Below are 24187 nucleotides of genomic sequence, written 5' to 3'. Positions count from 1 at the left end.
CAAATCGATTGATGGAGCGAACACATGGCGATCGACCCCGCTCCCCCGCTCGCCACCATCGCCGCGGCGCTGCGCCGCGAACGAGACCGGGCGGGACTGTCCCTGACCGAGCTGGCCCGCCGCGCCGGCATCGCCAAATCCACCCTGTCCCAACTGGAGTCGGGCGCCGGGAACCCCAGCGTGGAGACGCTCTGGGCGCTCGGCGTGGCACTGGACGTGCCGTTCAGCCGCCTGGTCGAACCGCCGACCGTGGCCGTGCGGGTCGTCCGCGCCGGGCAGGGCCCCCGGTTCCGCTCAGAGCACGCCGACTTCTCCGCCACCCTGCTCGCCGCCGGCGCGCCGCACGCCAGGCGGGACGTCTACCTGATGGAGCTGGAGCCCGGGGCCGTACGGCTCGCCGAGGCACACACCCCGCGCAGCGTCGAGCACGTCGTGGTCGCCGCCGGGGGGATGCGCGTCGGCCCCGAGACCGACCTGGTCGAGCTGGGACCGGGCGACTACGCCACGTTCCCCGGCGACACCCCGCACCGGTACGAGGCCCTGTCCCCCGGCACCTTCGCCGTGCTCGTCATGGAGCACCCGTGACCGCGGACGCCCCGCCCGGCCCGGCCGGCGCACGGTAGAGCCGGGCCACCACCTCCTCGATGTCCGGCTCTACGATCGAGATGTCACGCAACGTGGCCAGGCCGGCCAGCCCCGCCACCACCTCGGCCACGCTCGCGTGCTCCAACGCGTAGAACAGCCGCCGCCCCTCCGCCTCCACCCGCTGCACCGGCGCGCCGGGCAGCACCGGCGGCTCGGGCAGTGCGGCGTCCAGCTCGGCCACCACCATCCGGCGCGAGCCGTACCGGCGGTGCAGCTCGGCTATCGACCCGTCGTGCACCACCCGCCCGTGGTCGATCACCACGAGCCGCCGGCAGAGCCGCTCGATGTCGGCCAGGTCGTGCGTGGTGAGCACAAGCGTGGTGTCCCCGGCCCGGCCCAGCTCCGCCAGGAAACCGCGCACCGCCTGCTTGCTCACCACGTCCAGCCCGATGGTCGGCTCGTCGAGGAAGAGCACCTCCGGTCCGTGCAGCAGCGCCGCGGTCAGCTCGCCGCGCATCCGCTGCCCCAGGGAGAGCTGGCGCACCGGGACGTCCAGGAAACCGTCCAGGTCGAGCAACTCCCGGCAGCGGGCCAGCCGCGCGGCGTGCGCGCCGGCCGGCACCCGGTAGACGTACCGCAGCAGGTCGAACGACTCCCGTAGCGGCAGGTCCCACCACAGTTGCGAGCGCTGCCCGAACACCACCCCGATCCGCAGCGCCAGCCGGGTCCGGTCGGGCACCGGTCGCAGCCCGCAGACGCGGGCCGCACCGGCCGACGGCATCAACACGCCGGTGAGCATCTTCAACGTGGTCGACTTCCCGGCCCCGTTCGGGCCGATGTAGCCGAGCATCTCGCCGCGCTCCACCCGCAGGTCGACCCCGTCGACCGCGGTCACCGTCCGCTTGCGCCGGCGCAGCGGCCCGGCCTTGACCCGGACCGTGAACTCCTTGCGCAGCCCGTCCATCTCGATGACGTTCATGACCCCGTACTCCGGTAGTGGCGGACCCCGACGCGCCAGGCCGTGGCCGCGACCGCCGCCGCGACCAGCGCGACAGCCGGCGACGCCCAGCCCGCCCAGGGCGGCAGGCCCAGCGGGTCGGCGCGGCCCAGCAGGGCCAGCGCCGGGTGGTAACTGACGAAGGCGAACCCCATGCCGTACGCGAACAACGCGCGGAACCAGCCGCCGTAGACGGTGATCGGGTACGAGGTGAAGTCGCGCCCACCGTAGGTCACCGAGTTGGCCAGCTCGCCGGAGTCGACCCAGTAGAACGACACCGTGGCGGTGGTGACGAAGACGGAGGCGAAGAAGACCACCGCAGCCGGCGGGGCGACCACGGCCAACGCCACCCGGCCCGGCGTCCAGTCGATCCCCGCCGAGGCGAGCGCGAACAGCAGCACGGCCAGCCCGAACCCGGCCCGGGACAGTTTGCGCAGCGGCAGGTCCATCAGCAGCAGTTGGGGCAGCGCCCCGAGCGGGCGCACCAGCACGGCGTCGAGAAGCCCGGTACGCACGTACCGGGGAAGCCGTTCGATGTTGCCGACCAGCAGGTCGGCGGCGGCGAACCCGCACGACGACAGCCCGACCACGACGAGCGTCTCGCGCAGCGTGAACCCGCCCAGCTCCCGGGTCACCCCGAAGATCACCAGGACGGTGACCACGTCGAACACGGTCGCGCCCACGTTGCCGACCAGGTCCACCACGAACGAGGTGCGGTAGGACGCCTGTGCGCGCGCCTGCGCACCGAGCAGGGCCCGGTACGCCCGCAGCACACCCCCACGCCCGCTCGGCCCGGCGGCGCTGCCGCCCTCAACCACCCTGCCGGCGCCGCCGCCCTCAACCACCCTGCCGGCGCCGCCGCCCTCAACCACCCTGCCGGCGCTGCCGCCCTCAACCACCCTGCACGACCAGCCGGCGCTCCGCACGGCGCTGGACCAGCCGGCACAGCGCCAGCAGCAGCACCGCCCAGCCGGCCTGCGCCCCGACCAGGGCCAGACCGACAGGCATCGGCTCCCGCTCGACAAGCACGTCCAACGGCACCTGCAGGATGCTGGGGAACGGGGTCGCGTACCGCAGCGTCGCCTCCAGCCAGCCAGGCAGAAAACCCAGCGGGAAGTAGAGCCCGGCCAGCACGCCCGAGCCCAGCGTCCAGAGGATCAGCGGCCCCCGGACGTCCTGCAGCCAGTACGCGGTGGCGTTGACCAGGTAGCGGCAGCCGAAGCAGACCACCACCGCGAGCAGCGCGGAGAACAGGAACAACGGCACCGTGGCCCAGTGCCGGGGCACGTACACGGCGAAGAAGAGCGGGCCGATCACCAGCGGCGGCACCAGCCGGGCCAGCGCCGCGAACCCGGCCCGCCCCAGGTCGGTCGCGAGGTAGCTGGTCACCGGGTGCACCGGGCGCAGCAGGTCGGCGGCCACCTCGCCGGTGCGGATCCGATCGGCCAGGTCGGTCCAACCCCAGACCGCGATCACCGCCAGCAGCCCCTGACCGGCCCAGACGAACGTGGCGAGCTGCGCCCGGTCGTAGCCGGCAACGACGCCCGCCGCACCGGTCGCGGCGAGGAAGATGTAGCAGCGCAGGAAACCGAACACGGTGTTGGTGCACACGCCCGCCACGGCCGCCTGCCGGTAGGTCGCGTGCCGCCGGAAGCCGGCCGCCGCGATCGCGCCGAATGTCCGAAACCATGGGGTAACGTGTGCGCCGGTGGGTGGTGCCACAGTGGCGGTGACCGAGCCCACGCCGTTACCCTCCTTCCGCAGCCATGACGTGCTGGACCGGGCGACTCTACCGGCGCGTCCGGCGCCCCGCGCGAGATTTTCCAATGAGGTGACACCCGCCGTGAGCGAGCGACGCGAGCCGGCCCCGGGGCCGTGCTGCGCGAGCGGCGGGAGGGACTGCCGATGAGCGGCTGGGGCAGCTGGCGCGAGCCGAACGAACCCGCCTGGGCCGCCGAGCCCACCCACGAGTGGCGGCCGCAGTTCCCCGGGCAGCGCTACCCGGGTGACATCGGCATCGAGAACCTGACGCCGCGGCGTCGCGCCGTGATCGGCCGGGCCGAGGTACGGTCGGTCGGCCCCGCGCCCGACGCCGACGCGTACCCGGTCAGTCCCGCCGGCGACCAGCCGGTCAGCCCGGCCGGTCCACGTGACGCCTACCCGGTCAGCCCGGCCGGGCCGCACGGCCCGCACCCGGTCAGCCCGGCCGGGCCGCACGGTTCGCACCCGGTCAGCCCGGCCGGGCCGTACACGGTCGATCCGGTCAGTCCCGCCGGCGCGCGCGACGCGTACCCCGTCAGCCCGGCCGGTCCGCACGGCCCGCACCAGGTCAGCCCGGCAGGTCCAGGTGGGGGGCATCCGGTCGGCCCGGCCGCTGCACGCGGGGCGTACCCGGTCGGTTCCGCGGGTCACGGCGGGCAGCGCCCCGCCGGGACCGCACCGGAGGACCGGCGCGGACGGCCGGACGGGCTCGGCGCGGACGGCCGTCGGCCGTGGCCGGAGGACCGGCACCATCCCGGACCGCCGGCGCCGCCCGATCGTCTCGACCAACGCTGGGTACGCCCCGACGCCGCGCCGCGCCGGCCGGCTGCGCCCGGCTGGGTGCCGGAGCCGAACGAGTTCCCGCACGGTGCCGCGCGCCCGCACCCGGGCGACGGCCGCCGCGCCCCGGCCGGGGGCCCTCCGGCCGCTTCGGGGCAGCGGTGGGGCCCGGCACCCGACGCGCGACCGGACCACTCCCCCGCCGGGCGTCGCGAATCCCGGCCCGACGGGCGCCGTGGCGTCCTCCCCGACGAGCGGCAGGAACCCGCGTTCGGCGGCCGGCGTGACCCCGGCCCCGGGCGGCCGGTCGACCGGCGCGACGAGGCGATGTCACCACCGGAGCGCGGCGCGCCCGGGTGGGCCGAACCGCGCCGTGACGGTTGGCGCGAGCCGCACCGCGACGGCTGGGGTGACCCGGGCCGGCGTCCTGCGGCGGACCGGCGCGAGCCGGCGGATGGCCGGGTGCCTTGGGACGACCGGCCGACGCCGGCCGACGGCCGCGCGCCGGGCCGGGAGGCCGCCGCGCACTCCGACACCCAGCGCCGGGTGCCCGAGAACGGGCGACCCCAGACCGAGCCCGACCGGTACGGCGCGCCGCGTCCCGCCGCCGACCAGCGGTGGCACGGTCAGCGCCCGCCGGTCGACCGGCCCCGCCCGCACCAGGGTGAGTGGCCGGTCGTCGAGCCACGACCCCGTCCCGAGCCGGACGCGCGCCGGCCGGACGAACGGCAGCGCCCACCCGCGGATCGACAGCCGCCGCAGCGGTACCCGATGCCGCCGTCCGAGGCCGCCCGCGCCGACGCACGCCACCCCGAGCAGGGCGGGCCCGGCCGTCCGGGCTCGCGGGGCCACCGGCCCACCGGCCCGGGCAACCAGCCCGACCTCGCCGGTCCCCGCGACGAGCCGCGTTCCCAGCCCGCTGCCACCCGACCGCCCACCGCCGTACCCCGCCCCGAGCCCCGTCGGCCGCAGCCGGACGTCGCCGCCGCCCGGCCCGAGGCCCGCGCCCAGCAGAGGCCGGCACGGCCGGACGAACACCGGCCGGGACCGCCCGACCCGGGTCCGGCCCAGCCGGACGATCGCCCTACGCCGCCGGATGCGCGCAGGTCGATGCCGCCCGCACAGTGGCCGGTCCGGCCGGCCGGGCACCCGCCGGACCGGGTCGCCGACGGTCGGGAGACAGCACCTGCCGAACCGGCGGCGCCCACCCGCCCCGACGACGGTCGCCGGTTCACCCCGGGACGACCCGACGCGGTCCAGCCGCCGGGCGCGCCCGTTCGTCCCGGCGACGGCTCGGCCCTGCCTCGGACCGGCGACACCCCGCGATCCGCGTCTCCCACGCCGGGGTCCGGCATGCCTGTCGCGGGCACCCGGGCCTCCGGCGCGGTCACCCCTGCGGCGCCGCCTTCCGGTGCGCCCGTCTCCGCCCCGCCCACCTCCGACGCGCCCGCTGTCGGGGCACGTGCTTCCGGCGCACCTGTCTCCGGGATGCCCGCTGCCGACGTGCCGGGCCCGGGTGACACCACCACGACGGACCGGGTCGCTTCCGCGCCCCGGTCCACGCCACCGCAGGCCCGGACCGGCGAACGGCACGACCGGCCGGCTGCCGATCCGGCGAACCCGGCCCAGGCCGGGTCGGCTCCTCCCGCGCCGCCCACCTCCCCCGGTTCCGCGACTGCCCGGCCGACCGCCGGCGGGCCGGACGGGCCCACGCCGGACGGCCCGGCCGCGCAGCGGACCCCGACCACGCCCACCGAGCCGGTGGGGCATCCCGCGGCCCCACCGACTCCGACCGTGCCCCGGCCCGCCGTCGAGGAGGGCCGGCCCGAGCCCGGGGCGGACACCGGGTCCACGCCGGACGCGGATGCCGATCGTCGTGAGTCCGACGTAGGCGCCCCACCCACGCCGGCCCCGGAGCCCGACCGTCCCGAGGGCGGTGTGAACACCGGACCCACCCCCGGGGCGGACCAGCCCGGAACCGGGGCGGCCGTCGACCGGCGGGTCGAACCGTCTCCGCCGGCGGAGCCCGGCCGCACGGAGAAGCAGACCACCCCGTCCTCCGCGGCCTCGGCCGCCGGCGCCGAGGCGTGGTTCCGCCCGAGCCAGCCGGCGTCCCCCGCACCCCAGCCCGCCGGGAACGCGCAACCGCAGGAGATCGCGGAGGCTGTCGGCCCCGCCGAGGGCCATGTCGTGCCGGCATCTCCGGCCGGCGGAGCCGAGCCGACGCGCCCACCCGCCGACGCGGCGCCCCTGAGTACGCGTCCGTCCGCCGAGGACCGGCCGCAGGCGAGGGGGCCTTCCCCCGCGACGCCGCCCGTGCCCGCGGTGGACGCCACTGCGGCGCCTGCCCCTGCCCCCGCGTCGGCCACACCCGGTGGCACCGCTTCGACGCCCGCGACCGGCGCCCCCACACCGTCCGAGAGCGGACCCGGCACGGGCGACCCGACCGTTCCGGCCGCCGCCAGCACCAGCACCAGCACCAGCACCAGCACCAGCACCAGCACCAGCGAATCCGCACGCACCGCGGACGTGCCGACCGAGCCCACACCCGCCGCCGGCGGACCGAGCAGCCCCGCTTCCGGCAGCCAGGCCGCGCAGGGCGGGGGGTCCACGGGCGCCGGCGACACGGACCGTCCGGCCGCCGAACCGGACGGCGCGCGGGGATCGGCCGACGTCGACGACACCGACGACACGCCGGCCGAGCCCGCAACCGACGACACGCCGGATCCGGCCGCCGCCGAGCCTGCGACGGCGCCCCTGGCGGACCCGGAGCAGGCCCTCGCCGCGATCGCCTGGCGGCTGGATCCGCGTACGCTGCGCGAGGAGACGCCCGATCCGGCGCGGCTGCGGGTGATCCGGGACGGCCTGACCGGCAAGCTCGACACCACACTCGACAACCGCGGCCGGGCCCGGCTGCTGAGCCTGCGCGCGGTGGCGTCGCGCATCCTCGGCGACCTGGACGACGCGCTCGGGGACGCCCGGCTGGCCGTCACGTACGCGGAGACGACAGGTGAGCTGCGCCGTACCGCGCTGGCCCGCGCGCGTCTCGCCGAGGTCCTGCGGTGGCGGGGCGAGCACGCGGAGGCCGACCGGCTCTTCGCCGAGGCGAACTCGCCGGAACTGCCCGACCGGCTGCGCGCGCTGCTGCACGAGCACGCCGGGCGCTCCTGCGTCGACCAGGGCCGGCTGACCGAGGCGTGCCTGCACTTCGAGCGGGCGCTGGACCTGCGCCGGGGCGAGGACGTACACCTGAACGACCGGGCGGCGGCGGCGCTGGACGCGGTCGCGGCGCGGGCCGCTGACGACGGTTTCGGTCCCGCTCCCCGCAGCCGCGAGGAGCTGCTCGGCGCCCCGCGGCACCCGGCGGTGACGTTCGACGAGGAACAGCAACTCTGGGGGTACGCGGACGCCGACGGCGAGATGGTCATCGCGCACCGGTACGCCGAGGCGCAGCCGTTCCACGAGGGACTGGCCTGGGTGCGGCGCCCGGAGGCGTCCCGCTGGGCGTTGATCGACACCACAGGTGCGGCGTTGATCGAGGCGAACAACGGTTACCGGGCGGTGGGCGCGTTCTCGGAAGGGCTGTCCTGGGTGTCGATGGACGGCGCGGGCCGCTGGATGGCCGTCGACCGGATGAACATCGTGCGCGTCCCGCCCGGGTACGAGGAGGTCCGGCCGTTCCGCAACGGCCTGGCGACGGTACGGCAGAACGGCGGCTGGGGCGCGGTGGACCGGAGCGGCGAGGTGGTGGTGCCGACCCGGTACCACGGCCTCGGTACGCCGCTGGCCGACGGACGGCAGGTGGACGGGTTCACCGCCGACGGCCTGGCGGTGGTCGAGATGGCGGGTCGCCGAGGTGTGGTGGACCGGACCGGCCGGGTGGTGGTGGCACCGGCGTACCCGACGGTCGTGGTGCATCCGGTGGCGCTGCTGGTCGCCACGGAGTCCGGCCGGTGGGGCGCGCTGGACCGGCGCGGCGAGCCGCTCATCGACCCGGTGCGCCCGGGCCGCGCGGCGGTGGTGGCGGAGATCGACAGGCTGCTCACCGACGCCAGCCCGGTGCTCTGACCCCGGCGGGTCTAGGGTCGGGAGCATGGAATTCCGTCACCTGGGCCGTTCCGGCCTGATGGTCAGCGAGATCTCGTACGGCAACTGGATCACCCACGGCTCGCAGGTCGAGGAGGACGCGGCCGTCGCGTGCGTCCGCGCCGCGCTCGACAGCGGCATCACCACGTTCGACACCGCCGACGTGTACGCCGGCACCCGGGCCGAGTCGGTGCTGGGCCGCGCGCTCAAGAGCGAGCGCCGCGAAGGGCTGGAGATCTTCACCAAGGTGTACTGGCCGACCGGCCCGGGCCGCAACGACCGGGGCCTGTCCCGCAAGCACATCATGGAGTCGATCGACGGCTCGCTGCGCCGCCTGCAGACCGACCACGTCGACCTCTACCAGGCCCACCGCTACGACTACAGCACCCCGCTGGAGGAGACGATGGAGGCCTTCGCCGACGTCGTGCACTCCGGCAAGGCGCACTACATCGGCGTCTCCGAGTGGAAGGCGTCCCAGCTGCGCGAGGCGCAGGCGCTCGCCCGTGAGCTGCGCATCCCGCTGATCTCCAACCAGCCGCAGTACTCGATGCTGTGGCGGGTCATCGAGACCGAGGTGATCCCGGCCAGCGAGGAACTGGGCATCGGCCAGATCGTCTGGTCGCCGATGGCCCAGGGCGTGCTGTCCGGCAAGTACCTGCCGGGCCAGCCCCCGCCGGCCGGTTCCCGGGCCACCGACGAGAAGTCCGGCGCGAACTTCATCGCCCGGTTCATGACCGACGACGTGCTCACCCGGGTGCAGCGGCTCAAGCCGCTGGCCGAGCAGGCCGGGCTGACCATGCCGCAGCTCGCCGTCGCGTGGGTGTTGCAGAACCCGAACGTCGCCTCGGCGATCGTCGGCGCGTCCCGGCCCGAGCAGGTGCACGACAACGTGAAGGCGGCGGGCGTGAAGCTCGACGCCGGCCTGCTCAAGGCGATCGACGAGATCGTCGAGCCGGTCACCGAGCGGGACCCGGCGAAGACCGAGAGCCCGGCACAGCGCCCGTGACACCGCGTGGTTCCCGGGCCGGCGTCACGCCGGCCCGGGGGCGGGTGGCTCAGCCCTGCCAGAAGCGGATCAGGTAGAAGCCGATCTGGTAGAGCTCGCGCGGCAGGCCCAGCGCGTCGCCGACGGCGAAGACCGCGCCGAAGAACGCGCTGTTGATCTGCGGGCTCCACAGCAGCGCGAAGAGCAGGATGAAGCCGTACGGGGCGAACAGGTCGTACATCCGCCGATAGGCGGGGCTGAGCCACGGTTGGAGCATGTTGCCGCCGTCCAGACCCGGCACCGGCAGCAGGTTGAGCACGCTGGCGGTGAGCTGGAGGAACGCGAGCAACCCGACACCCGCCCAGAACTCCAGCGGCCCGCCCAGCTCCGGCCCCCAGGCCACGGCCGCCACCAGCACCAGCGTGAACGCCACGTTGGTGGCCGGGCCGGCCAGGCTGACCAGGGTGTGCCGCAGCCGGCCGGGGATGGCGTGCCGGTCCACCCACACCGCGCCGCCGGGCAGGCCGATGCCGCCGAGCAGCACCACCGCCACCGGCAGCACGATCGACAGCAGCGGGCTGGTGTACTTCAACGGGTTGAGCGTGAGGTAGCCCCGGTGGGCGATGTCCCGATCACCGGCGCGGAACGCGACCACCGCGTGCGCGTACTCGTGCAGGCACAGCGAGACCAGCCACCCGGAGACCACGAAGAGGAACACGTCGAACCGGACGTTGCCGTACCGGTTCCAGGTCATCACCCCGCCGGCCACGAAGAGCGCGACGAGCGCCAGGAAGATCGGGCTGGGCCGGAACGCCGCCCGGGGCACGCCGAGGACCAGCGGCTCGCCGGGGCGGTCGTAGCCGGTCATTCGGCCGGGGGTTGCAGGCTCATCCGGTAGTCCACCCGGTCGTCCTCGACCAGCACGACGGTGGTGACGCCGGATGCCGCGAGCTCCCGCCAGGTCTGGCCGATCCACGACTCGGCGTCGGCCTGACTGGGGAACGACTCACCCGGCCCGTCGACCGCATCGCCGTTCGCGCCCTCGTACCGCCAGCTCCACGCCATGCCCGCGTCTCCCCTCGCCGTCGCCCCGTGGGGCGCCAAACCTCCGCAAGCCTAGTCGCCCCGCCCGAGGACGGCCCGCCCGGCGAGGCCCGCCGCCGTCGACCCGTACCGGGCCGGCAGGCGCGGACCGGCCGGGCGGCTTTAAGGTACGGACATGTCCGTTGACGGGTGGCACACCCTCCTGGTGCTCGGCGGTATCCGCTCCGGCAAGTCCGAGTTCGCCGAGTCCCTGGTCGCCGACGCGCCCACGGTCCGCTACGTGGCCACCGCTCCCGCCGGGGACCCGGAGGACACCGAGTGGGCGGTGCGCCTCGCGGCGCACCGGGCCCGCCGGCCGGGAAGCTGGGGCACCGAGGAGACCGCGACCGACCCGGGCCGGCTGGCCGAGGTGATCGCCGCCGCCGGTCCGAACGACACGTTGCTCGTGGACGACCTGGGCGGCTGGGTCACGGTGCTGCTCGATCCGGCCCACCAGCCGGCCGACGACACCGCCACCATCGCCGAGCTGGCCACGGCGGTACGCGCCAGCCCGGCCCGGCTGGTGCTGGTCAGCCCCGAGGTGGGGCTGTCCCTGGTGCCCACCACGCCGTTGGGCCGGGCGTTCACCGACGCGTTGGGTGCGACGAACCGCGCGGTCGCGGACGCCTGCGACGCGGTCGCGCTCGTGGTGGCCGGGCAGACGGCCTGGTTGAAGCCGACCACTGCGGCCCCGCCGGCCCCGACCTCGCCGGCCACTGCCCCGACCTCGTTCGACGCCGCGGCGTCGGCCGCGCCGGCCCCGGCCGACCCAGGCACCGCGGTCGACCTCGGCGCCCGGGACGTGGCGCTGCCCGAGGTGCTGACCCCGACCGCCGCCCCGGTGCCCGCGCCGACCACCTCCGGGGGGCCCGGCTCGGCGGACTGGGCCGCACCCACCATGGCGCTGCCGATGATCGCCACCGGGCTGGTCATCCAGCCCGGCATGGAACTGCCGATGCCCGACGACTACACCGGCCCGCAGGCGGTCGACCGGCTCGCCACGCTCGACGTGCCCGGCGCCGGTCTCGGCGTGCTGGAGCAGGTGGTCGGCTTCGCCGCCGCCACCCAGGGCACGTCCACCCCGCGGCCGTGGGACTCCGTCCGGGTGCTGCTGATCCGCGGTGAGCACGCCGGCGGCGCGTCGGCCGGCGCGGCACCGGGCGAGTCGGCCCGCCGCGCCAGCCAGGCCCGCGCCGGTCGGGGCGCGCTGGCCCGCCTGGCCGCGGAGAACGGCGCCAGCCTCCAGGTCGTCGAAGCGCCCGCCTCGGCGCCCATCGAGGACGGCCCGGCGCTGTCCGCGGAGGAGGTCGACGCGGCGCTGCGCTACGGCTGGCGGCTGGCCGAGCAGGCCGCCGACGCGGGTGTGCACCTGCTGGTGCTGGCCGCGTGCGGGGCCGGCGCCGACGCGGCGGCCGCGGCGGTGCTGGCGGCCACGGCCGGCGCGGAGCCGCCCGCGGTGCTCGGCCGGGTGGTCACCGAGCAGGGCGAGTTCGACGACAACGCCTGGATGGTCCGCTGCGCGGCGGTGCGGGACGCGCTGCACCGCACCCGGCGCTCCGCCCGGGAGGCCAAGGACGTCCTGGCCGAGTTGGGCGGCGGTGACATCGCGCTGGCCACCGGCGTGCTGCTCGGCGCGACCGCCCGCCGGCTGCCGGTGCTGCTGGACGGTCCGGTCGGCACCGCCGCGGGCATGGTCAGCCGCGACCTGGCCGGCCAGGCCCGGCACTGGTGCCTGCTGCCCGACCACGGTGGCCGGCCCGGTGTCCGGCTCGCCGCCGACGTGCTCGGCCTGACCCCGCTCGTGGACCTGCGGCTCGACCTTGGTGAGGGGGCGGGCGCGCTGGCCGCGCTGCCGCTGCTGCGCTCGGCGCTGACCCTCGCCGCCACCCTGCCGGCGCACCCGTCGCTGGGCGGCGCCCTCGACGACACCGACACCGAGGACACCACCGACGAGCCGGACTTCGCCGAGCCGGAGCCCGCCGGTCCGGGACCGACCGCCACATGGTCGGACGCGGCCGGGCCGGGACCGGCCACCACCGGGTCGGACCAGGTGGCCGCTCCCGGCCGACGTGCCGACTGAGAGCCGGCTCGCCGACGGCCTCCGGCTGGCGTTGACCACGTTCACCACCGCCCCGGTGCGCGCCGGCCGGGTCGACCGGGCCGCCGCGGGCACGGCGATGGCCCTGGCCCCGCTGGTCGGCGCGCTGCTCGGTGCCCTGCTCGGCGGGGCGTTGCTGCTCACCGGCGCGCTCGCCCCGCCGCTCGTGGCCGCCGTGGTCACCGTCGGGTCGGGCGCGCTGCTGACCCGGGGCCTGCACCTGGACGGGCTCGCCGACACCGTGGACGCGCTCGGCTCGTACCGGCGCGGACCGGCCGCGCTGGAGATCATGAAGCAGCCGGACGTCGGCCCGTTCGGGGTGGTCGCGCTCGTGGTCGTCCTCCTGCTCCAGAGCGCGGCGCTCACCGAGCTGGCCGGGCGGGACGCGCCCGCGGCGCTCGCCGCGGTGGTCGCGGCCACGGCCGCCGGCCGGCTGGCCGTCGGTCTGGCCTGCCGGCGCGGCGTACCCGCGGCCCGTCCGGACGGGCTGGGCGCGCTGGTCGCCGGCACCGTGGGGTGGGGCGCGCTGACGGCCGGCACGCTCGCCGTCGCGCTGCTGGCCGTGCCCGCGGTGCCCGGCCGACCGTGGCAGGGGCCGCTCGCCGTGCTCGGCGCACTCGCCGTCGCGGCCGGGCTGCTGCGACACCTGGTACGCCGCTTCGGCGGCATCACCGGCGACGTCCTCGGCGCCCTGGTGGAGGTCGTCACCACGCTGTCCTACCTGGGACTGGTGCTGACCGGCTGAGACCCACCCGGTCGGACAGGTAGCGTTCGGGGCGGGTGCACCGGCGGGTAAAGGGAGACGGCATGCTCATCACGGACGACTTCCTGCCGGTACCGGTGCCCGAGTCGCTCGACGCGACCTACCTGGTGCCGCTGGCCGGGCTGCCGAAGGTCAGCCCGAAAACGGCGGTGGAGCGGCTGGCCGGCCGGCTCGCCGAACCGGTGCACGGGCTGGCCCGGCAGATGCTGGACAGCCCGCTGATGACCGTGGACACCCGCACCGTCGACGAGTTCCCCGAGCTGCCGCCGGACCTGCTCACCGCGTTCGGCGCCACCGAGGAGCAACTGGCCCGGCTGGCCGCCGCCACCCATCTGGTGGTCGTGCAGGCCGAATACCGGCCCGGCTGGCCGCCGGCGCACGAGTGGGCGGCGCGGGCGGTGGCCGCGGCGGTCGCCGAGACGGTCGACGGGGACGTGGTGGACGTCTTCGGGTTGCAGTTCCTCGACCCGGCGGCCGCGCTGCGCTCGCTGCCGGACGCCGACGGCCGGATCCGGCTCGTCGACTGGGTGCTCGTGCCCTACTCCTCCGACTCCGACGGGCTCTGGTTCACCACGAAGGGGCTGCGCCGGTTCGGGTTGATGGAGTTGCAGGCCCAGGGCGTACCGGACCATCTCACCCGGGCCTGGGGCGCGGTGATGACAGGCGCGGCCCGGCGGCTGCTGCGGGACTGGACCGACGGGCTGGCCGGCGAGGAGGTGCCCGCATTCGTGCAACTGCCGGTGCTGGCCACCGTGACCGGGCACGACATCGCGGTCGCGTACGGCAACCCCGAGCAGCACGGTGCGACCGCGCCGGTGCTGCTGCGGTTGGAACTGGACCCGGCCACCGACCCGGACGCCGACTCGTTCCTCAGCCTGAGCCCGCCGCCCGGGCATCCCGGCCCGCCCGGCCGCTACTTCGCCGCCGCCTGCGCGACGCTGTTCAACGGCATCCAGCCGGACGTGCGCTACACCCGCACCGGTGACGCGATGAGCCGGGCGGTGGCCACCGCCCGGGCCTCGCTCGGTGACATCCGGGCCCGTTTCCTGGCCGGCCGGCTGCCCGAGGAGAGTCAGCTCGTGGTCAAGTACGGCCTGCCCGGCGACGACGGCCCCGAGTACGTCTGGGCCGGCGTGACCTCATGGGAGGCCCCGGAGCGGATCGTCGGCGCGAGCGCCACCGACGCCAACACCGATCCGGGCGTGCGGATCGGCTCGCCGGTGGTGGTGGAGGCGTCCGACGTGGTCGACTGGGCGGTGCTGGACGGCACCGGGGTGCTGGAGGGCGGCTGGACGCAGGCCGTCCTCGACGCCGGCGAGCGCGGCGAGGACTGACCCGCGCCGCTCAGCGGACCGAGGGTTGCACGAACGGCGGCTTCGTCAGGCGCATCCGGGCGCGCCGGCCCCGGATGTCCACCGCCAGCTCCGCCCCGTCGGGCAGCTTCGGGTCGGTGTCGATCAACGCCAGGGCGACGCCCTGCTTGAGCGTCGGGCTGAACGTGCCGCTGGTGACCGTGCCGACCCGGGTGTCACCGGCGTAGACGGCCATGCCGGGGCGCGCGATGGCCCGGTCGACCGCGGTGAGGCCGCGCAGTGTACGGGCCGGACCGGCGGCCTTCTCGGCGCGCAGCGCGTCGCGGCCCCAGAACGCCGGCTTGTCCCAGCCGACCGCCCAGCCGGAGCGCCCCTGCACCGGGCTGATCTGCGGGGACAGGTCCTGCCCGTGCAGCGGGTAGCCCATCTCGGTGCGCAGCGTGTCCCGGGCGGCCAGCCCGCAGGCGCGTACGTCGTCGGCCGCGGCGAAGATCGCGTCCCAGACGGCGACCGCGTGGTCGGCCGGTACGACCAGCTCGTAGCCCAGCTCGCCGGTGTAGCCGGTGCGGCACACGGTCAGCTCCACCCCGGCCAGCGTGGCGGTGGAGAAGCTCATGTAGTCGTGCCCGGTGGGCAGGCCGAGGGCGTCGAGCAGTTCCGCCGAGCGCGGCCCCTGCACCGCGAGCACCGCGTACGCCTCGTGCTCGTCGGTGACGGTCACGCCCTCGGGCGCGGCAGCGCGCAACCGGCGGGCCACCTCGGCGGTGTTCGCCGCGTTGGGCACCAGGAACACGTGGTCGCCGGCGTGCAGGTAGGCGATGATGTCGTCCACCACGCCGCCGGTGGCGTCGTCGCAGCACAGCGTGTACTGCGCCTTGCCGGGCGCGATCCGGCCGAGGTCGTTGGTGAGGCAGGCGTTGACGAAGTCCGCCGCGCCGGGCCCGGTGACGCGGATCTTGCCCAGGTGGGAGACGTCGAACACGCCCACCCCGTCGCGGACGGCCGTGTGTTCCTTGAGCACACCGCCGCCGGCGTACTCCAGCGGCATCTGCCAGCCCCCGAAGGGGGCGAACTTCGCGCCGAGCGCGGTGTGTCGCTCGTGCAGCGGGGAGCGGCGCAGCCGGGTCTCAGCGGCGTCGGAGGTCACCTCGGTCATGGGTGGGAACTTACCGGCCGGGACACCTGTGGTTAGCATCGGCGGGATCCCGTTGACTCGCATCGGCGGGACAGCCCCGCCTCCGACGGGTAGGTTGCCGCCGGAGAGACCTTCATCGCCGGTACGCGACGACGCGACCGGCCCGGCCCGCCCGGAGTAGCTTTCGTGACATCGCCCCGTACCACTCTCAGCCTGGTCGACACCGACCCCGCCGAACTCGCCGTCGACGCGATCGTGATCGGCGTGCACAGCCAGACCACCGAGCCGGGCAGCGGCGTACCCGCCGACGCCCTGCTGCTGGCCAGCGGCGCGGAGAGCATCGCCGCCGCGTTCGACGGCAAGCTGACCGAGACGCTGGCCCTGCTCGGCGCGACAGGTGGCCCCGGCGAGGTGATCAAGCTGGCCACGCTGGGCACGGTGACCGCCCCGGTGGTCGCCGCCGTCGGCCTCGGCCCGGAGCCCACCGGCGCCGCCCCGGTCCCGGAGTCGCTGCGTCGGGCCGCCGGAGCGGCGGTCCGGGCGCTGGCCGGCGCCACCCGCGTCGCGCTCGCCCTGCCGCTGCCGGACGACGCCGACGCCCCGGCCGCGCTGCGCGCGGTGGCCGAGGGGGCGCTGCTCGGCGGCTACCGGTTCGCCGGTTACAAGACCAAGCCGCAGCCGGCCCGGCGGGAGCCGGTGGCCGAGGTGCTGGTGGCGGTGCCGGACGCGGCCGACGCGCCCGCCCAGGCCGAGGTGGACCGGGCGCAGGCGGTGGCCGGGGCGGTGCGCACCAGCCGGGACTGGGTGAACACCGCACCGAACGAGCTGCGCCCGCCGGCGTTCGCCGACGTGGTCTCGGCCGCCGCCCGGGAGGCCGGGCTGGAGGTCGAGGTGCTCGACGAGGCGGCGCTGGCCGCCGGCGGCTACGGCGGCATCCTCGCCGTCGGCCAGGGCTCCGAGGCCCCGCCGCGCCTGGTGAAGCTCACCTACACGCCGGCGGACGGCGGCACCGGCAAGCGGGTCGCGCTCGTCGGCAAGGGCATCACGTTCGACACCGGCGGCATCTCGATCAAGCCGGCCCAGGGCATGTGGGAGATGAAGTCGGACATGGCGGGCGCGGCGGCGGTCGGCGCGGCCATGCTGGCGGTCGCGGCGCTCAAGCCGGCGGTGACGGTGACCGGCTACCTGCCGATGGCGGAGAACATGCCGTCGGGCACCAGCTACCGGCCGGGCGACGTGATCAGCATGTTCAACGGCAAGAAGGTGGAGGTGCTCAACACCGATGCCGAGGGCCGGATGGTGCTGGCCGACGCCATGGCGCGGGCCTGCGCGGACGGCGCGGACTACCTGTTCGAGACCTCGACGCTGACCGGCGGTCAGGTGATCGCGCTGGGCAAGCGGATCGCCGGTGTGATGGGCACCCCGGAGCTGTGCGAGCGGGTACGGGTGGCCGGTGACGCCACCGGCGAACCGGCGTGGCCGATGCCGCTGCCGGAAGAGGTGCGCAAGGGCATGGACTCGGACGTGGCGGACATCTCGCAGGTGAACGCCGGCATGGACCGGGCCGGTCACATGCTTCAGGGCGGGGTGTTCCTGCGCGAGTTCGTCACCGACGACGTGGCGTGGGCGCACATCGACATCGCCGGTCCGGGCTACCACTCGGGCGAGGCGGTCGGCTACTGGACCAAGGGCGGCACCGGCGTGCCCGTCCGCACCCTGCTCCACCTGGTCGAGGACGTCGCCGCCAACGGCTGAGGCGTGCACAGGAAGGGCCCCCGCTCCACGCGTTCCGCGCGGGCGGGGGCCCTTTCGCACCTGCGCTCAGAACAGCTCGGGGCGGCGCTTGCGGCGCTCGTTGTAGTCGCGCATCCGCTGCGGGTAACCCATCAGCCGTACGTCGTAGATCGGGATGGCGGTCCGGTGCGCCCAGCGGCGGGCCTCGTCCGGGCTGCCGACCCGTCGGCGGGTCCACTCCCCGTCGTCGGCGATCAGGATGACTGTCGTCTCGGTGACCGTCGTGCGGGGTTCGAGGTACGCCTCGACGCCCTTGCGGGTGCGGACGAAGTTCTCCAGGTGGTCCAGATCCCCGCGGTCGGCGGCGCGGTCGCGGCTCGCCGGGGCCACCCGCTTGCGTCGTCGGAACAGCCCCACGAGATCCACTCCTCCCCCACACCCGTCGTCGAAGACGGTGCCAAGGGTACGGGTCACCGACGTGTCGTTGGGCACCTCGGTACGCGCTCGGTCGGTGGTGGTGACAAGATGACCGAGGTGGGGTGTGCCTGTTGCTCCCCCGTAACCCCCGATGCAGCGACGCGACCTGGGAGTTGGATGTGAGCGAGCCGAACGACACGACCTTCGACATCGTCATCCTCGGAGGTGGTAGCGGCGGCTACGCGGCGGCGCTGCGTGCCGCCCAGCTGGATCTCTCCGTCGCGCTCATCGAGAAGGGCAAGCTCGGCGGGACGTGCCTGCACAACGGGTGCATCCCGACCAAGGCGCTGCTGCACGCGGCCGAGGTCGCCGACCAGACCCGCGAGTCCGAGCAGTTCGGCGTGAAGGCCGAGCTGGTGGGCATCGACATCGCGGCGGTCAACTCGTACAAGGACGGCGTGGTCGCCCGCCTGTACAAGGGCCTCCAGGGCCTGGTGGGCAGCAGCAAGAAGATCACCTTCGTGGCGGGCGCCGGCAAGCTGGTCGGCAAGAACGTCGTCGAGGTGGACGGCAAGCGCTACACCGGCCGCAACGTCGTGCTGGCCTCCGGCTCGTACGCGAAGAGCCTGCCCGGCCTGGAGGTGGACGGCGAGCGGATCATCACCAGCGACCACGCGCTGACCCTGGACCGGATCCCGTCGTCGGCGATCGTGCTCGGCGGCGGTGTGATCGGCGTGGAGTTCGCCAGCGTCTGGAAGTCCTTCGGCGTGGACGTGACGATCGTCGAGGCCCTGCCCCGCCTGGTCGCCGCCGAGGACGAGGAGTCGTCGAAGGCGTTGGAGCGGGCATTCCGCAAGCGGAAGATCAACTTCAAGGTGGGCAAGCCGTTCGAGAAGGTCGAGAAGACCGACAAGGGCGTGAAGCTGACCATCTCCGGTGGCGACACGGTCGAGGCAGAGCTGCTGCTGGTCGCCGTCGGCCGTGGCCCGAACACCGCCGACCTGGGCTACGAGCAGCAGGGCGTCAAGATGGACCGCGGCTATGTGCTGACCGACGAGCGGCTGCGCACCAGCGTGCCGAACGTCTACGCGGTCGGCGACATCGTGCCCGGCCTCCAGCTCGCGCACCGCGGCTTCCAGCAGGGCATCTTCGTCGCCGAGGAGATCGCCGGGAAGAACCCGGCCGTGATCGACGAGGCCGGCATCCCGCGCGTCACCTACTGCGACCCGGAGCTGGCGTCGGTCGGCCTGACCGAGGCGAAGGCCAAGGAGCAGTACGGCGCCGACAAGGTCAAGACCTACACCTACCCGCTGGGTGGCAACGGCAAGAGCCAGATCCTCAAGACCACCGGCCACGTGAAGCTGGTCCGGGTGGACGACGGCCCGGTGGTCGGCGTGCACATGGTCGGCGCCCGGGTGGGTGAGCTGATCGGCGAGGCCCAGCTCATCTACAACTGGGAGGCGTTCCCGGCCGAGGTGGCGCAGCTCGTGCACGCCCACCCGACGCAGAACGAGGCTCTGGGCGAGGCGCACCTGGCCCTGGCCGGCAAGCCGCTGCACGCGCACAACTGACCACGACAACCGCGGCGTCCGGCGACGGGCGATGATCCCACCAGGGGAACAAAGGAGTCTGGAGAACATGCCGGTATCGGTCACCATGCCCCGGCTCGGCGAGAGCGTCACCGAGGGCACCGTCACGCGCTGGCTCAAGCAGGAGGGTGACACCGTCGAGGTCGACGAGCCCCTGCTGGAGGTGTCGACCGACAAGGTCGACACCGAGATCCCGTCGCCCGCGGCGGGCGTGCTGAGCCGGATCGTGGTCGGCGAGGACGAGACCGCCGAGGTCGGCAGCGAGTTGGCCGTCATCGCCGGTGAGGGCGAGGACGCGGGCGCCGCCCCGCAGGAGGAGGCCGAGCCGGCCACCGAGCCGACGGCCGCCGCCGAGGGCACCGGTCCCGAGCCGGAGCAGGCCGAGCCGGAACAGGCCGAGCAGGCCGCCGCCGAGCCGGACGCCGAGGCCGAGCAGTCGGCCGTCGAGGAGCCGGAGCAGCCCGCCGCGCCGTCCGGCGAGGGCACCCCGGTGACCATGCCGGCCCTGGGCGAGAGCGTCACCGAGGGTACGGTCACCCGCTGGCTCAAGCAGGTCGGCGAGACCGTCGAGGTGGACGAGCCGCTGCTGGAGGTCTCCACCGACAAGGTGGACACCGAGATTCCGTCGCCTGTCGCCGGCACGCTGCAGGAGATCAAGGTCGCCGAGGACGAGACCGCCGACGTCGGCGCCGTGCTGGCGATCGTCGGGGTGGCCGGCGGCGCGCCCGCGAAGGCCGAGCCGAAGCCGGAACCCAAGGCCGAGCCGAAGGCCGAAGCGAAGCCGGAACCCAAGGCGGAGCCGAAGCCGGAGCCCGAGGTCGAGGAGCCGACCCCGGGCCTGTCCTACAACGAGCCGGCCGCCGAGGCCGAGCAGGCCGCGCAGCCGGCCAAGGCGGAGCAGGCCGCCCAGCCGGCCGCGCCGACCGCCACGCAGCGCCCGAGCGTCCCGGCCGAGTTCGGCGAGGACGCCGCCGGATACGTGACGCCGCTGGTCCGCAAGCTCGCCGCCGAGCACGGCGTGGAACTCGCGTCGGTGAACGGCACCGGCGTGGGTGGCCGGATCCGGAAGCAGGACGTGCTGGAGGCGGCCGAGAAGGCGAAGGCCGCCAAGGCCGCGCCGGCCGCCGCCGAGCCCGCCGCCGCCAAGGCCCCGGCCCAGCCGGCCGCCAAGGCGCAGCCGAGCAACAAGCGGGGCACCACGGAGAAGCTGCCGCGGATCCGGGCGACCATCGCCAAGCGGATGCAGCAGTCGCTGCACGAGACGGCGCAGCTCACCACCGTCGTCGAGGTGGATGTCACCCGGGTCGCCAAGCTGCGGACGCGGGCGAAGGAGTCGTTCCAGGCCAAGCACGGCGTGAAGCTGTCCTTCCTGCCGTTCTTCGCGCTGGCCGCCGTGGAGGCGCTGCAGACGTACCCGATCGTCCAGGCCAGCATGGACCTGGACGGCGGCACGATCACCTACCCGGCCGCCGAGCACCTGGGCGTCGCCGTGGACACCGAGCGCGGGCTGCTCGTGCCGGTCATCCACAACGCCGGTGACCTGAACATGGGCGGCATCGCCAAGCGGATCGCCGACCTGGCCGAGCGCACCCGGGCCAACAAGATCACCCCGGACGAGATGGCCGGGGCGACGTTCACGATCACCAACACCGGCAGCCGGGGTGCGCTGTTCGACACCCCGATCGTGCCGTCGCCGCAGTCGGCGATGCTCGGCACGGGTGCCGTGGTGAAGCGCCCGGTCGTGGTCAACGACCCGGAGCTGGGCGAGGTCGTCGCCATCCGCTCGATGGTCTACCTGGCCATGTCGTACGACCACCGTCTGATCGACGGCGCCGACGCCGCCCGCTTCCTCACCGCGGTGAAGGAGCGGCTGGAGGCCGGCAACTTCGAGGCCGAGCTCGGCCTCTGAGCACTGCCGAAAGGGGCGCGCGGCAACCCGCCGCGCGCCCCTTTCGCGTCTGCCGGATCAGCCGCGCAGGTGCTCCTGCGAGACCGTCCAGAGCCGCTCGGCAGCCTCCGGGTCCCGGGCGTACGGGGACGTACCACCTCGCCACCAGGCGGGGCATGGCGGACGCGCTGCGCCTGGCCATCGCCTCCGGCGCCAACCCGTACGCACACAGCTGGGACCGCCTGCTCGCCGCGCTCGGAGAGCTGCTCGGGGCCGGTGCCGCCGCCGGCACCGTACGCGCCGACGTGGCCGCCGCCGACGTCCTCGCCGGCCTCAGCGGGGTGTCCCTGGTGGCCGGCGAGCCGGACCAACGCGCACAGGCCGGACGCCTGCTCGACCTGCTGATGGACGGGCTGCGCCACCGGGCGGACTGACCGGAAGCCGGCGGGCCGAAGCGTTCGGCAGCGAATGCCGGGCCCGCGCGACGATAGGGTCGCGGCGTGAGCTACCCGTTTCAGAGCACCGGGACGCCCCTCTGGGACCCCGCCCTCCGGGTCGGCGAGGTGTATCTGGGCCAGGCACACTCGGTGGCGGACGTGCTCGGAGTGCCGTCCGGGCTGACGCCGCTGCGCAACGGCACCTGCGATCTCGACCCGGAGACGTTCGCGGCCTTCGTCGAACACCTTCTCCGTTTCCACAACAAGGGCCGCCACCAGAGCCTCTCGCGGATGCTGCACGGCGTCCTGGTGGTTTCCCTGGTCCTGATGGGACGCGCCGGCTGTCCCCCGCCACCGCCGGGCGGGGAGGTACGCGACGCGCTGCTGGCCGAGGCGAGCGCGCTGGAACCCACCATGCCCCGCTAGCCCGGGGGCCCTTTCACCCGTTGAGGCGTTAACAAGGGACCCTTCCTTACGGCGGTTCGGCCGTCGGCAGAATCGGGGCGGGTGGGGTGGCCGGCGGCACGGCACACACTGATGCTGAGGCGATGGCGACCTTCTCCGTACAGGCCCAACCCACCGACGCGGCGAGCTGGACCGAGTTCGCCCGCACCGTCGAGGCCGCCGGCTTCGACGCGCTGTTCGCCGCCGACCATCCCGGCTCGTGTGCGTCGCCGTTCGTCGCGCTGGCCGCCGCGGCGGCGGTGACCAGCACGTTGGGCCTCGGCTCGTACGTGTCGAACGCCGGCCTCCGGGAGCCGATCCTGCTCGCCGCCGACGTGGCCACCCTGGACGTGGTCTCCGGCGGGCGGGCCCGGTTCGGGGTGGGCGCGGGCCACACGCCGGTCGAGTGGCGGGCCGTCGGGCGCGAACGTCCCGACGTCGCCGGCCGGGTCCGCCGCTGCGTCGCGGTGACCGAGGCGGTCCAAGCGCTGCTGGCCGGCGACGAGGTCACCGTGGACACCGAGGAGGTGGCCGCGTACGCCGCACGCCTGGACGAGCCCCGGCCGGTGCAGGCCCGCGTGCCGCTCACCGTCGGCACCGCCAACTCGACGCTGCTGCGTTGGGCCGGCGCGCACGCCGACGTGGTGGGTCTGACCGGGTTCGGCCGGACGCTGGTCGACGGCCACCAGCACGAGGCCAGGTGGCGGGCCGACCAGATCGAGGCGCAACTCGCGCAGGTGGCGGCCGGCGCGGCGGGCCGGGACACGCCACCGGTCCTGGAGGCGCTGGTGCAGCACGTCACCCTCACCGACGACGCCGAGGCGGGGGCCGCCACGACGGCCGCCGAGACCGGTCTCACCCCGGCGGAGGTGCTGGCCACCCCGTTCGTGCTGATCGGCACGGCCGACGAGATCGTCGCCGCGGTGGCCGGGCACCGGCGCCGCTGGGGCGTCACCCGTTTCGTGGTACGCGCCGGCGCGGTCGACGCGCTCGCGCCGCTGCTGCCCCGACTGGCGGAAACGGGCGTGGACGTCGCGCACGCTCGACAGTGAACACCGCGTCCACGGCACCGCCCGGCTGACGGCGCAGGGGTGGCCGGCGGGCGCGACGGGTGAGTGAGTGATGTCGCCGTGTGCATCCGAATCGCACTCCATACCGGAAGATGTGTGCATGCGGATCCTCATGGCCGGTGCGTCCGGCTTCCTCGGCACCCGGCTGGCCGACTGTCTCGCCGCGGACGGCCACCAGATCATTCGCCTGGTCCGCCGCTCCCCCCGCACACCCGCCGAGCGGCAGTGGAACCCGTCCGCCGCGCAGCTCGACCCGCAGGTCGTCGCGGACGCCGACGCGGTGGTCAATCTGGCCGGCGCCGGGGTGGGCGACAAGCGCTGGACCGACGACTACCGGAGGTTGATCCGGACCAGCCGGGTGGACACCACCACCACGCTGGCCGTCACGATCGCCGGCCTGCCCGCCGGGGACCGCCCGGAGGTACTGCTCAACTCCTCCGCCGTCGGCTGGTACGGCAACACAGGCGACCGGACGGTCACCGAGGACGCGCCGGCCGGCGACGGGTTCCTGGCCGACGTCTGCCGGGTGTGGGAGGCCGCGACCCGCCCGGCCGAGGATGCCGGCGTACGGGTGGTGCGGCTGCGCACCGGCCTGCCGCTGCACCGCGACGGCGGTCTGCTCAAGCCGCAACTGCTGCCGTTCCGGCTCGGCGTCGGCGGCAAGCTGGGCAACGGGCGGCAGTGGGTGCCGTGGATCTCGATGCGGGACTGGCTGAACGCGACGGCGTTCCTGCTGGCCCGGACCGACCTGGCCGGCCCGGTCAACGTGGTCGGCCCGACGCCCGTCACCAACGCCGAGTTCACCCGGGAACTGGCCCGGCAACTGCACCGGCCGGCGATCATGCCGATCCCGGCGGTGGCGTTGAAGGTCGCGTTGGGCGGGTTCGCGCAGGAGGCGCTCACCAGCGCCCGGGTGCTGCCGGGCGTGCTCGACCGGGCCGGCGTCGTCTGGGCGCATCCGGACCTGCCGGGCGCGCTGCACGCCGCCCTCACCGAATGAACCCGGCGGGGCGGCGCGCCGC

At 75.1% G+C, this 24187-nt stretch carries 20 protein-coding genes; 13 read left to right on the top strand and 7 right to left on the bottom strand.

Features of this window, described 5'->3' with window-relative positions; translation table 11 throughout:
- Positions 1–24: 24 nt before the first annotated feature.
- Positions 25–585, top strand: a complete 561-nt coding sequence (locus tag ACLQ2X_RS24035) for a helix-turn-helix domain-containing protein (RefSeq protein WP_425683359.1) — start codon at positions 25–27, stop codon at positions 583–585.
- Here ACLQ2X_RS24035 and ACLQ2X_RS24030 read toward each other — a convergent pair.
- The 3 genes from ACLQ2X_RS24030 to ACLQ2X_RS24020 all read right to left on the bottom strand — a co-directional run bounded on the left by ACLQ2X_RS24030 (position 569) and on the right by ACLQ2X_RS24020 (position 3325).
- The gene (locus ACLQ2X_RS24030; protein ID WP_425683358.1) at positions 569–1564 is read right to left on the bottom strand and encodes an ABC transporter ATP-binding protein; all 996 of its coding nucleotides are present in this window, start codon (positions 1562–1564) and stop codon (positions 569–571) included. The genes ACLQ2X_RS24035 and ACLQ2X_RS24030 overlap by 17 nt on opposite strands.
- Positions 1561–2400: an ABC transporter permease gene (locus ACLQ2X_RS24025; protein ID WP_425683357.1), complete on the bottom strand. Its 840-nt coding sequence runs from the start codon at positions 2398–2400 to the stop codon at positions 1561–1563. Before ACLQ2X_RS24025 ends, ACLQ2X_RS24030 begins: the two co-directional genes overlap by 4 nt.
- Positions 2401–2473: 73 nt before the next feature.
- Complete coding sequence (locus ACLQ2X_RS24020; protein WP_425683356.1) at positions 2474–3325, bottom strand: ABC transporter permease; 852 nt, start codon at positions 3323–3325, stop codon at positions 2474–2476.
- 162 nt (positions 3326–3487) lie between these two features.
- On the opposite strand from ACLQ2X_RS24020, the gene ACLQ2X_RS24015 reads away from it, so the two are divergent.
- The gene (locus tag ACLQ2X_RS24015; RefSeq protein WP_425683355.1) at positions 3488–8191 is read left to right on the top strand and encodes a WG repeat-containing protein; all 4704 of its coding nucleotides are present in this window, start codon (positions 3488–3490) and stop codon (positions 8189–8191) included.
- Between the two features lie 25 nt (positions 8192–8216).
- Positions 8217–9215: an aldo/keto reductase family protein gene (locus tag ACLQ2X_RS24010; RefSeq protein ID WP_425683354.1), complete on the top strand. Its 999-nt coding sequence runs from the start codon at positions 8217–8219 to the stop codon at positions 9213–9215.
- A gap of 49 nt (positions 9216–9264) precedes the next feature.
- Here the strand turns inward: ACLQ2X_RS24010 and ACLQ2X_RS24005 are convergent, their stop codons facing one another.
- Together ACLQ2X_RS24005 and ACLQ2X_RS24000 are read right to left on the bottom strand one after the other, a co-directional pair.
- The gene (locus tag ACLQ2X_RS24005; protein WP_425683353.1) at positions 9265–10062 is read right to left on the bottom strand and encodes a site-2 protease family protein; all 798 of its coding nucleotides are present in this window, start codon (positions 10060–10062) and stop codon (positions 9265–9267) included.
- Positions 10059–10259, bottom strand: coding sequence for a hypothetical protein (locus tag ACLQ2X_RS24000; protein ID WP_425683352.1), 201 nt, complete (start codon positions 10257–10259; stop codon positions 10059–10061). Before ACLQ2X_RS24000 ends, ACLQ2X_RS24005 begins: the two co-directional genes overlap by 4 nt.
- 154 nt (positions 10260–10413) lie before the next feature.
- On the opposite strand from ACLQ2X_RS24000, the gene ACLQ2X_RS23995 reads away from it, so the two are divergent.
- The 3 genes from ACLQ2X_RS23995 to ACLQ2X_RS23985 all read left to right on the top strand — a co-directional run bounded on the left by ACLQ2X_RS23995 (position 10414) and on the right by ACLQ2X_RS23985 (position 14472).
- The gene (locus ACLQ2X_RS23995; protein WP_425683351.1) at positions 10414–12357 is read left to right on the top strand and encodes a bifunctional adenosylcobinamide kinase/adenosylcobinamide-phosphate guanylyltransferase; all 1944 of its coding nucleotides are present in this window, start codon (positions 10414–10416) and stop codon (positions 12355–12357) included.
- Entirely contained in the window at positions 12347–13120 is a 774-nt protein-coding gene (locus ACLQ2X_RS23990) for an adenosylcobinamide-GDP ribazoletransferase (RefSeq protein WP_425683350.1), read from the top strand. Before ACLQ2X_RS23995 ends, ACLQ2X_RS23990 begins: the two co-directional genes overlap by 11 nt.
- A gap of 62 nt (positions 13121–13182) precedes the next feature.
- Complete coding sequence (locus ACLQ2X_RS23985; RefSeq protein WP_425683349.1) at positions 13183–14472, top strand: DUF2314 domain-containing protein; 1290 nt, start codon at positions 13183–13185, stop codon at positions 14470–14472.
- A 10-nt stretch (positions 14473–14482) separates the two neighbouring features.
- Here ACLQ2X_RS23985 and gcvT read toward each other — a convergent pair whose 3' ends face one another.
- Positions 14483–15607, bottom strand: coding sequence for a glycine cleavage system aminomethyltransferase GcvT (gcvT, locus tag ACLQ2X_RS23980; protein WP_425683348.1), 1125 nt, complete (start codon positions 15605–15607; stop codon positions 14483–14485).
- A 165-nt stretch (positions 15608–15772) separates the two neighbouring features.
- On the opposite strand from gcvT, the gene ACLQ2X_RS23975 reads away from it, so the two are divergent.
- Positions 15773–17341: a leucyl aminopeptidase gene (locus ACLQ2X_RS23975; RefSeq protein ID WP_425683347.1), complete on the top strand. Its 1569-nt coding sequence runs from the start codon at positions 15773–15775 to the stop codon at positions 17339–17341.
- Positions 17342–17407: 66 nt separating this feature from the next.
- On the opposite strand, the gene ACLQ2X_RS23970 is transcribed toward ACLQ2X_RS23975, so the two are convergent.
- Complete coding sequence (locus tag ACLQ2X_RS23970) at positions 17408–17737, bottom strand: hypothetical protein (protein ID WP_425683404.1); 330 nt, start codon at positions 17735–17737, stop codon at positions 17408–17410.
- A gap of 179 nt (positions 17738–17916) precedes the next feature.
- Between ACLQ2X_RS23970 and lpdA the strand changes: the two genes are divergently transcribed.
- From lpdA to ACLQ2X_RS23940, 6 genes are all read left to right on the top strand, one after another.
- Positions 17917–19308, top strand: a complete 1392-nt coding sequence (lpdA, locus tag ACLQ2X_RS23965; RefSeq protein WP_425683346.1) for a dihydrolipoyl dehydrogenase — start codon at positions 17917–17919, stop codon at positions 19306–19308.
- A gap of 67 nt (positions 19309–19375) precedes the next feature.
- On the top strand, positions 19376–21235 hold the full coding sequence (sucB, locus tag ACLQ2X_RS23960) for a 2-oxoglutarate dehydrogenase, E2 component, dihydrolipoamide succinyltransferase (RefSeq protein WP_425683345.1): 1860 nt from the start codon (positions 19376–19378) through the stop codon (positions 21233–21235).
- Between the two features lie 155 nt (positions 21236–21390).
- Positions 21391–21648 (top strand): hypothetical protein, encoded by a 258-nt coding sequence (locus ACLQ2X_RS23955; protein WP_425683344.1) that lies wholly within the window; start codon positions 21391–21393, stop codon positions 21646–21648.
- Positions 21649–21714: 66 nt separating this feature from the next.
- On the top strand, positions 21715–22077 hold the full coding sequence (locus ACLQ2X_RS23950; protein WP_425683343.1) for a DUF6086 family protein: 363 nt from the start codon (positions 21715–21717) through the stop codon (positions 22075–22077).
- Positions 22078–22199: 122 nt separating this feature from the next.
- The gene (locus tag ACLQ2X_RS23945; protein WP_425683342.1) at positions 22200–23147 is read left to right on the top strand and encodes an LLM class flavin-dependent oxidoreductase; all 948 of its coding nucleotides are present in this window, start codon (positions 22200–22202) and stop codon (positions 23145–23147) included.
- Between the two features lie 118 nt (positions 23148–23265).
- Entirely contained in the window at positions 23266–24165 is a 900-nt protein-coding gene (locus ACLQ2X_RS23940; protein ID WP_425683341.1) for a TIGR01777 family oxidoreductase, read from the top strand.
- Positions 24166–24187 lie beyond the last annotated feature (22 nt).

Source organism: Micromonospora sp. DT31, from assembly GCF_049841795.1.
In the GTDB taxonomy this organism is placed as follows: domain Bacteria; phylum Actinomycetota; class Actinomycetes; order Mycobacteriales; family Micromonosporaceae; genus Micromonospora.
The sequence above is the reverse complement of the archived record's forward strand: the minus strand, read 5'-3'. Positions and strand labels throughout refer to the sequence as shown.